Raw genomic sequence first — 6,942 nt, 5'->3', positions numbered from 1 at the left:
TCGGACCTCTCGCGGCGTTGAACGCGCGAGCCTCGTCGAGATGCGCCGGGGGCGCGGAGTCGATCAGGTGCTCCAACCCGAGTTGCACGGCCACTTTCCTCTCGTCATGCACCGTCACCGGTCAGGTGCCGGTCGCACCATCATGTCGTTGTCGATCGAGAACCCGCATCGTGTGTACAGCGGGATCGACGGAGGCGACGGCGAGAGCACAACCTTGCTGTACCCCCGGCCGTCGGCGTGATCGAGTGCCTGCGACACCAGGTCGTGGCCGATGCGCCGTCCACGTCTTTCAGGTCGTACGAACAGGTGGCCGAGATATCCCCATGATCCGGCCGCCGACACCAGGGGGCTCGGCATGCGGGTGTATTCGGTCATGCAGACCATCCCGACCGCTGCACCTCCAGCGAAGGCGACCCAGACGGTTCGGAACGGGGCACAGATCCTACTCCGCCACCGATGCCACAAACGATTCATCCCCGGACCAGGGTGGGACCGTGGCATCGGATTCCCGGGCTCACACCCACCTCAACTCGGCGACCGGCACCGGGTCCGTACAACCGGTGATCACGTTGATCTCTGTCACTCCACCGTCTTTCGGTCGAGCTCCATCGTCATGAAAGTGCTGTTCGGGTCGTCGGTGGGATAGGCCCCGAACGGGCCACACTCGCGAAATCCCGCCCGCGAGTAGAGCGCTCGTGCAGGTGCGAAGAACTCCATGCTCCCGGTTTCCAGTGAGACCCGGCGGACTCCGCGGGTCGCGGCGTCGGTCAGCGCGTGATCGAGAAGCGCTCTGCCGATCCCGGAACCGCGGCGGTGGGGTGAGGTCCGCATGCTCTTGAGTTCCTCGTGCCCGGCCGAAACGGGGCCCAGCCCAACGGTTCCGACCACGTCGTCGTCGAGGTGGGCAACCCAGAGCCGAAATCCCGGCGATGTCCTCATGGCATCGGTTGTCAGTGCATGCTGGCTTTCGTCGGGTGCGGTGGGGGCGATGTCGTCGAGGTGCGCCTGCAGGAACTCCTGGAGGGCAGGATCGTCGAGGTTCGCCCATTCGATTCTCATCGTCCGGTCCGTCCGTCGATCTGCTCCCGAATGATGTCCAGGTGACCTGCGTGGCGGCCGGTTTCCTCGATCATGTGGGTCAGTGCCCAACGCATGGACGGGGCCGATGTGCGGCCCGGCGGACAGGGTGCCGGCTCGGCGAGATCGGTGTATGTCGCGATGACCGCGTTGGCGCGTGCGATCGAATCGCGATACTCATCGACGATGGAATCTACTGTGTCCGAGTCCGTTGCGGTGAACGTGGCTTTCCAGTTCGTGACCTTCTTCCCCAGAAACATCGCTTGTTCTACGTTGGTCAGATGGCGCACGAGGCCGATGAGGTTCGTGCCGCTCTGGACTGCGGGTTTCCGCGCGGCCGCCTCGGACACCCCGGACAGCTTGGTGGCGACGGACTCCCGCAGATAGTCGAGAAAGCCGACCAGGACTTCCTTCTCGGACGAACCGATGCGCGGGGGCGGGTTGTCTGCGCGGCGGCTTCGTGGTGACGGGCGGTCGGATGTCATCTTGCCCAACTCCTCACGATTGATCGACTGCTGGTTCGCGGCGCCATCGGTGACAGGCCGTCAGGGCCGGGGTATCAGTGCCGCGGCGACGTGGGTCAGACGCCGATGCCGGGGCACCCGGACATGCTGGGTCAGTACGCGGTAGCCGCTGTCCTCCACTTCGTCGAGTATGGCCCGGTACATGGTGAAGGCCGCTCGGATTCCGGGGCGGCTCGCCGGGGTCAGGTTGTCGATACCCGGCTCGGCGCGCCGGTATTCGGCGCGGGTCACCGCGATCAGATGTGCCAGCGCTCGCTGCAATTCGGGTGGGACCTGTCCGGTCCGGCGGCACCGCCGGAGCATCGATTCGTCGACACCGAACGCCGCGAGTTCGTCGGTCGGGAGATAGATCCGGTCGCGGTCGAGATCTTCGCCGAGGTCGCGGATGAAGTTCGTCAGCTGAAACGCGTCACCGAGTGCCTGCGCCGGTCCGGCGGCTTCCGAGACCGGAACCGCAGTCCCGAGGATCGGGAGCATCTCGAGACCGACCACCCCTGCCGATCCGTACATGTACTCCCGGAGTTGCTCCATGGTCCGGTAGCGGTTGACGTGAAGTGGGCTCTCGGGCAGGTCCATTCGCATCGAGCGCAGAAAGGCCTCGAAGTAGTGGTGGTCGATTGAGTATGTGGTGATGGTGTCGGCGACCGCCAGTACCTCGGGCACCGTCGAGCGGTACACCGGATCGGCAAGGGCCGCAGCGAGATCGGCTTCGATGGCATCGAGGCGTTTCAGACGGTCCGGGCCGGACTCGATGTCGACGATGTCGTCGACCATCCTGGCGAAGCCGTACAGCGCATAGACACCGAGTCGCTGCTTCTTCGAAAGCAGTTGGGTACCGGCGTAATACGTTCGTCCATGCACTCTGGTCAGTTGTCGGCAGTGCTCATAGGCCGACCCGAGTGCATCGTTCATGATCGGCCTTCGGCGGCGGCGGGGTCCGCCGCCGGTTTCCCGCGGGTCAAACGGCGAAGACGTAGCGGATCGACCTTGACGAACGACCACCCGGCCAACGCCGACAACACCAGCGCCTGCAGGACCTCCACCGGTTCGTACATGTAGATCTCGTCGGTGGGACCGAACACCTGCAACAGGAACACCGAGAACATGATTATCGCCATAGTGGCCCGACGGCCGGGTACAAAGGCGGCGGCCAGAATTAGTGCCCAGGTGTAGTACCAGGGCAGGGTGGACGGTTCGAGGAGCAGGACGGCGAACATCGCCCAGGCCATCCCCTTGACCGCATCGCGCTCGGATCTGCGGAACCACAGCCACAGACCCACGAGGGTCACAGCCAGGATCACCGAACCCACCGTGCGGACCACGTCGAGCGCCGGCAGCAACGGCAGTGCGGTGAACGGCGATGCGGCAAGGGTGATCAGGTGAGCCACCGCTGTTGGGATGGTCAGCCAGTTGATGATCCTGTCGGCCCAGGTCAATCCGAGCAACCAGCCGAATCCGTGACCGACGACAAGCGTCAGCGCACCGAAGATGACCGCGCTCAGTCCGACGATCCAGGCCAGCACCCGGACCACATCACCGGTCCGGACCGGACGCTCGGCACGGATGTGTGCCAGCCAGATCCACAGGACAAACGGAATCGCCACACCCGCGGTGATCTTGATCGCGGCCGCCAACGCGAGCACACTCGTCCCGGCGACGTGACGCCCTTCGACGGCCAGGGTGACGCCGGCGATCAGCACCCCCATCATGAGCAGTTCGACGTGCGGGCCGCCGACGAGATGGATCAGCACCATGGGGTTGAGCGCCACGAGCCACAGCGCCTTCGACGGGTCGGTACCGAAGCGGCGGGCGAGGCGCGGCAGAGCCCAGAGTGTCAGGACGAGGCCGGGGAGCAGGGCCAGCCGCATCACCAGGACGCCGGCCACCGCGCTGTCGCCGGTCACCGTCGTCACCAACCGGGTGATGGTCATGAAACCCGGTCCGTACGGGGCGGTGGTGGTCGTCCAGACCTGTGCCATCGAGTCGAGGAGCGGGCCCGGGTTGACCACGGGGCCGTCGGAGTAGGGGTTGAATCCGTCGCGCAGCAACGCACCCTGCGCGAGGTAGGCGTAGACGTCCCGGCTGTAGAGCGGTATCGCGATCATCATCGGTGCGGTCCAGGCCATCGACGCCCAGCCGATGACCGACGCCGGCGTGTGTGTGGTGTCCGGTGCGTTCAGGCTGCGTCCGAGACGGACCCAGGCGATCACCATCAATGCGACACCGAGCCAGAAAGCGATGGTGCTCAACGTCTTTCCGTGGCCGTAATACATCCACGACAGGTTCATGGCCTGCAACGACGTGTTGTTGCGGGGGATGTCTCCGACACCGAAACTGCCGATGGTGATCAGGAGTGATCCGATGAATCCGAGCACCACATGGTGCCCGACCTCGGTGGCACAGAACTCCCGCAACCGCCGTATCGAGAACCCGGGCCACCAGCCGACGTCGTTCACCGACTCCGGGGTGGCCGGCTGCGGTGCGGTGGCGGGCGGGGACATCTCGATGATCCTAGTGCCCCGAGTCGAAAGTCCTTTTGCGGTCTCCGGCGTTCGATCGCCGCCTGGCCACGTTGTCGTCGGTCGATATAGCTCCGCTATGTCTCCCTCCTCGCTATGTCTCCCTCCTCCGCCTTGCCAGACAACAATCGCTCCACCGGATACTCGCAAGAAACTTTCGACTCGCGACACTGGCGTCGCAGCGCTATTCACCGGTGATGCGGGCGGCGGCCAGGCGGCCGGAGACCAGAACCGGGGGGATACCGACCCCGGGCACCGTCGAGCTGCCAGCGAGCACCACGTTGTCGGTGCCGCGGACCAGGTTGGGTGTGCGCAGGGGGCCGGTCTGGCCGACGGTGTGGGCGGCGGAGAAGGGTGTGCCGGCCGCCATGCCCTTGGCCGCCCACGTACCCGGATCGTCGATCTTGGCGATCTCGAAGTGTTCACGGATCCCGTGGTAGCCCCGCGACTCGAGTACGGCCAGCACTTCCTTCACGTACGGCCGCGACAGCTCGCGCCACGGCAGGGGCGCCGAGTCGAGGTTGGGGCAGGGCGCCAGGACGGTGACCGACTCCCCGGCTGCGGTGATCGAGTGGTCGGGATCGGACAGTCCGGGTCGGTTGATGAGCAACGACGGGTCGCTCATGAGTCGGCCGCGGCCGCTTCGGGCGGTCAGCTCCCGGAAGGTCTGCGACCACGCCGCACCGAAGTCGAGCGTGTGATGCCCGCCCGGCCACTGTGCGGTCACCGACGTGGGTACCACACCGTGCGCGACCACTGCACTCGGTGAGTGGACGATCCTGCGGGTTCGTCGGGTGGGGTCACGTCCGAGCAGCCTCCGGGTCACCGGTGTGTCGGTGGTGAAGACCACCGCGTCGCAGGGCAGGCGGCGCCCGTCGGAGGTCCGGACCGCCCTCACCCGATTGCCGTCCCATTCGACACCGTCCGCGGCGGTCCCCAGTTCGCAGCGGCCACCGGCCTCGGTCAGTGCGGTGACCATCGCTTCGGCGACCCGGCCCATACCGCCGCGCGGGTAGAAGACGCCCATGCTGATGTCCATGTGCGCGATGACCGCGTACACGGCGCGAGCCCGCTCGGGCGGCACCCCGGCGTACAGGGCCTGGAAGGTGAACGCGCGCAACAGACGTTCGTCGGCGATGTGCCGGCCGACCGTCGACGACAGTCTGCCCAACGCCCCCAGGCGTACCAATTGTGCTGCCGCAGTGCGGGTCTGCCGATCCTTTGCGATCGATATCGCCGAATCGAAATTCCGGTCGATGAACCGGTCGAACTCGGCGTCGTACAGTCGGGCCAGCCAGTCGGTGAGAGTCCGGTAGCCGTGGGATGCCTCGCCGCCGAAGGCGTCGGCGATGGCGGCGGCCAGGTCGTCGGTGTCGCGGTGCAGGTTCAGCGTGGTGCCGTCGGCGTACCGCATGTGATAGGTCGGGTCGACATCGATGAGATCCAGCCGCCGCGCCGCCTCGTCGGCGCCGATACCCACCGCGGCCATGGGCGCGTGAACGAGTTCGGGCATCGTGAGAATCGTTGCGCCGGTGTCGAATCGGTTGGTGCCGACGGTCTCGGTGGCAACGCGCCCGCCGGGCGTCGCGGCTGCTTCGAGCACGGTCACCTCGCGGCCCGCGCCCCGCAGATACAGCGCTGCGGTCAATCCTGACAACCCGCCGCCGACAACAACGATCCGACTGCTGGCCCCGGTGGTGGTGCGCTGCATCAGTACTTCCGGCGGGTCATGGCGGTCGCCAGGCCGGTCAGGTCTTGTTTGGCGGCGGGGGTCGCGCTGCTCGCGTTCAACGTGGTCAGCGCAGTGGTCACCAGATCGTTGATCTGCTGCTCGACTGCGGTGACGGCTCCGCTGTCGGTGATGATCGCCAGCGTTTCCGCGAGTTCGCCGGCGGTGTGCGGACGTCCGACCCGCCCGCGCAGCACCTCGGCCGCGCGCCGGTCAGTGGCGTCGAGAGTGCCCAATGCCGCCGACAGCAAGGCGGTCCGCTTGCCGGCGATGATGTCGTCGCCGGCGGGCTTTCCGGTGATGGACGGATCGCCGAAGACCCCGAGCAGGTCGTCACGCAACTGGAAGGCGATACCGATGTCGGTGCCGAACGAACGCAACGACTCGATCAGGTCGGGGTCGGCGCCGCCGACCGCCGCACCGAGGTGCAATGGGCGTTCGACCGTGTACGCGGCGGTCTTGAACCGCATCACGCGGTACGCGGCCACCGATGCCTCATCGCCGGAGGCCTCGGTGGCGATGTCGAGGAACTGCCCGCCGAGGACCTCGGTGCGCATACTTCGCCAGATCCCCGTGACCGCGCGGTGGATCTCGGGGTCGAAGCCGGCTTCGGTCACCAGGTCATCTGCCCAGGCGAGCGCCAGGTCACCGAGCAGGATCGCAACACCTTCGCCGTAGTCGGCGGCGTCACCGCGCCAGCCCGCCTCACGATGCCGGGCCTCGAACTCGCGGTGGATCGTCGGGAATCCACGCCGGGTGTCCGAGCGATCGATGATGTCGTCATGGATCAATGCGCAGGCCTGCACCAGTTCCAGGGCGGCGCAGACCGTCAGAAGACGTTCGGGATCGCTGCGGGTCGGTCCGGCGGCCAGGTAGCCGGCCCAGGCAAAGGTCGGACGCACCCGTTTGCCGCCGCGGAGGACAAATGCAGACATCGCGCTCACCGCGTCGGAGAATCCCGGACCGATGTCGGCAGCCGTGGATGCGCGTTCTGCAAAAACGCTCTGCAGGAGGTCGGTGGTCGCGGCGGGAACGTCGGTCAGAGACTGGATTGCCACGTCACCCACCCTACGGCGGCGCATTTCGGTCGCCG

At 66.6% G+C, this 6,942-nt stretch carries 7 protein-coding genes; all 7 read right to left on the bottom strand.

Annotation, left to right across the window (positions count from 1 at the left end; genetic code table 11):
• Nucleotides 1-114: 114 nt before the first annotated feature.
• Nucleotides 115-474: a GNAT family N-acetyltransferase gene (locus VIQ49_RS18095; RefSeq protein ID WP_331887068.1), complete on the bottom strand. Its 360-nt coding sequence runs from the start codon at nucleotides 472-474 to the stop codon at nucleotides 115-117.
• A 105-nt stretch (nucleotides 475-579) separates the two neighbouring features.
• On the bottom strand, nucleotides 580-1,059 hold the full coding sequence (locus tag VIQ49_RS18090; protein ID WP_331887066.1) for a GNAT family N-acetyltransferase: 480 nt from the start codon (nucleotides 1,057-1,059) through the stop codon (nucleotides 580-582).
• Entirely contained in the window at nucleotides 1,056-1,562 is a 507-nt protein-coding gene (locus VIQ49_RS18085; RefSeq protein WP_331887064.1) for a DinB family protein, read from the bottom strand. Before VIQ49_RS18085 ends, VIQ49_RS18090 begins: the two co-directional genes overlap by 4 nt.
• Before the next feature lie 60 nt (nucleotides 1,563-1,622).
• The gene (locus VIQ49_RS18080) at nucleotides 1,623-2,513 is read right to left on the bottom strand and encodes a phytoene/squalene synthase family protein (RefSeq protein WP_331887062.1); all 891 of its coding nucleotides are present in this window, start codon (nucleotides 2,511-2,513) and stop codon (nucleotides 1,623-1,625) included.
• Nucleotides 2,510-4,102, bottom strand: a complete 1,593-nt coding sequence (locus tag VIQ49_RS18075) for an alpha-(1->6)-mannopyranosyltransferase A (RefSeq protein WP_331887060.1) — start codon at nucleotides 4,100-4,102, stop codon at nucleotides 2,510-2,512. The genes VIQ49_RS18080 and VIQ49_RS18075 overlap by 4 nt, the downstream gene beginning before the upstream one ends.
• 202 nt (nucleotides 4,103-4,304) lie before the next feature.
• On the bottom strand, nucleotides 4,305-5,831 hold the full coding sequence (crtI, locus tag VIQ49_RS18070) for a phytoene desaturase family protein (protein WP_331887058.1): 1,527 nt from the start codon (nucleotides 5,829-5,831) through the stop codon (nucleotides 4,305-4,307).
• Nucleotides 5,831-6,907, bottom strand: coding sequence for a polyprenyl synthetase family protein (locus VIQ49_RS18065; RefSeq protein WP_414731657.1), 1,077 nt, complete (start codon nucleotides 6,905-6,907; stop codon nucleotides 5,831-5,833). Before VIQ49_RS18065 ends, crtI begins: the two co-directional genes overlap by 1 nt.
• Nucleotides 6,908-6,942: the final 35 nt, after the last annotated feature.

It is taken from the genome of Williamsia sp. (assembly GCF_036566845.1).
GTDB lineage: Bacteria > Actinomycetota > Actinomycetes > Mycobacteriales > Mycobacteriaceae > Williamsia.
Note: the sequence above shows the minus strand (reverse complement) of the source record. Positions and strands in the feature narration are given on the sequence as shown.

Excerpts from the sequence above, each read along its gene's own strand:
- VIQ49_RS18090 (WP_331887066.1), bottom strand. The coding sequence starts at position 1,059 with ATGAGAATCGAATGGGCGAACCTCGACGATCCTGCCCTCCAGGAGTTC.
- VIQ49_RS18075 (WP_331887060.1), bottom strand. The coding sequence starts at position 4,102 with ATGTCCCCGCCCGCCACCGCACCGCAGCCGGCCACCCCGGAGTCGGTG.
- VIQ49_RS18095 (WP_331887068.1), bottom strand. The coding sequence starts at position 474 with ATGAATCGTTTGTGGCATCGGTGGCGGAGTAGGATCTGTGCCCCGTTC.
- crtI (WP_331887058.1), bottom strand. The coding sequence starts at position 5,831 with ATGCAGCGCACCACCACCGGGGCCAGCAGTCGGATCGTTGTTGTCGGC.
- VIQ49_RS18080 (WP_331887062.1), bottom strand. The coding sequence starts at position 2,513 with ATGAACGATGCACTCGGGTCGGCCTATGAGCACTGCCGACAACTGACC.
- VIQ49_RS18085 (WP_331887064.1), bottom strand. The coding sequence starts at position 1,562 with ATGACATCCGACCGCCCGTCACCACGAAGCCGCCGCGCAGACAACCCG.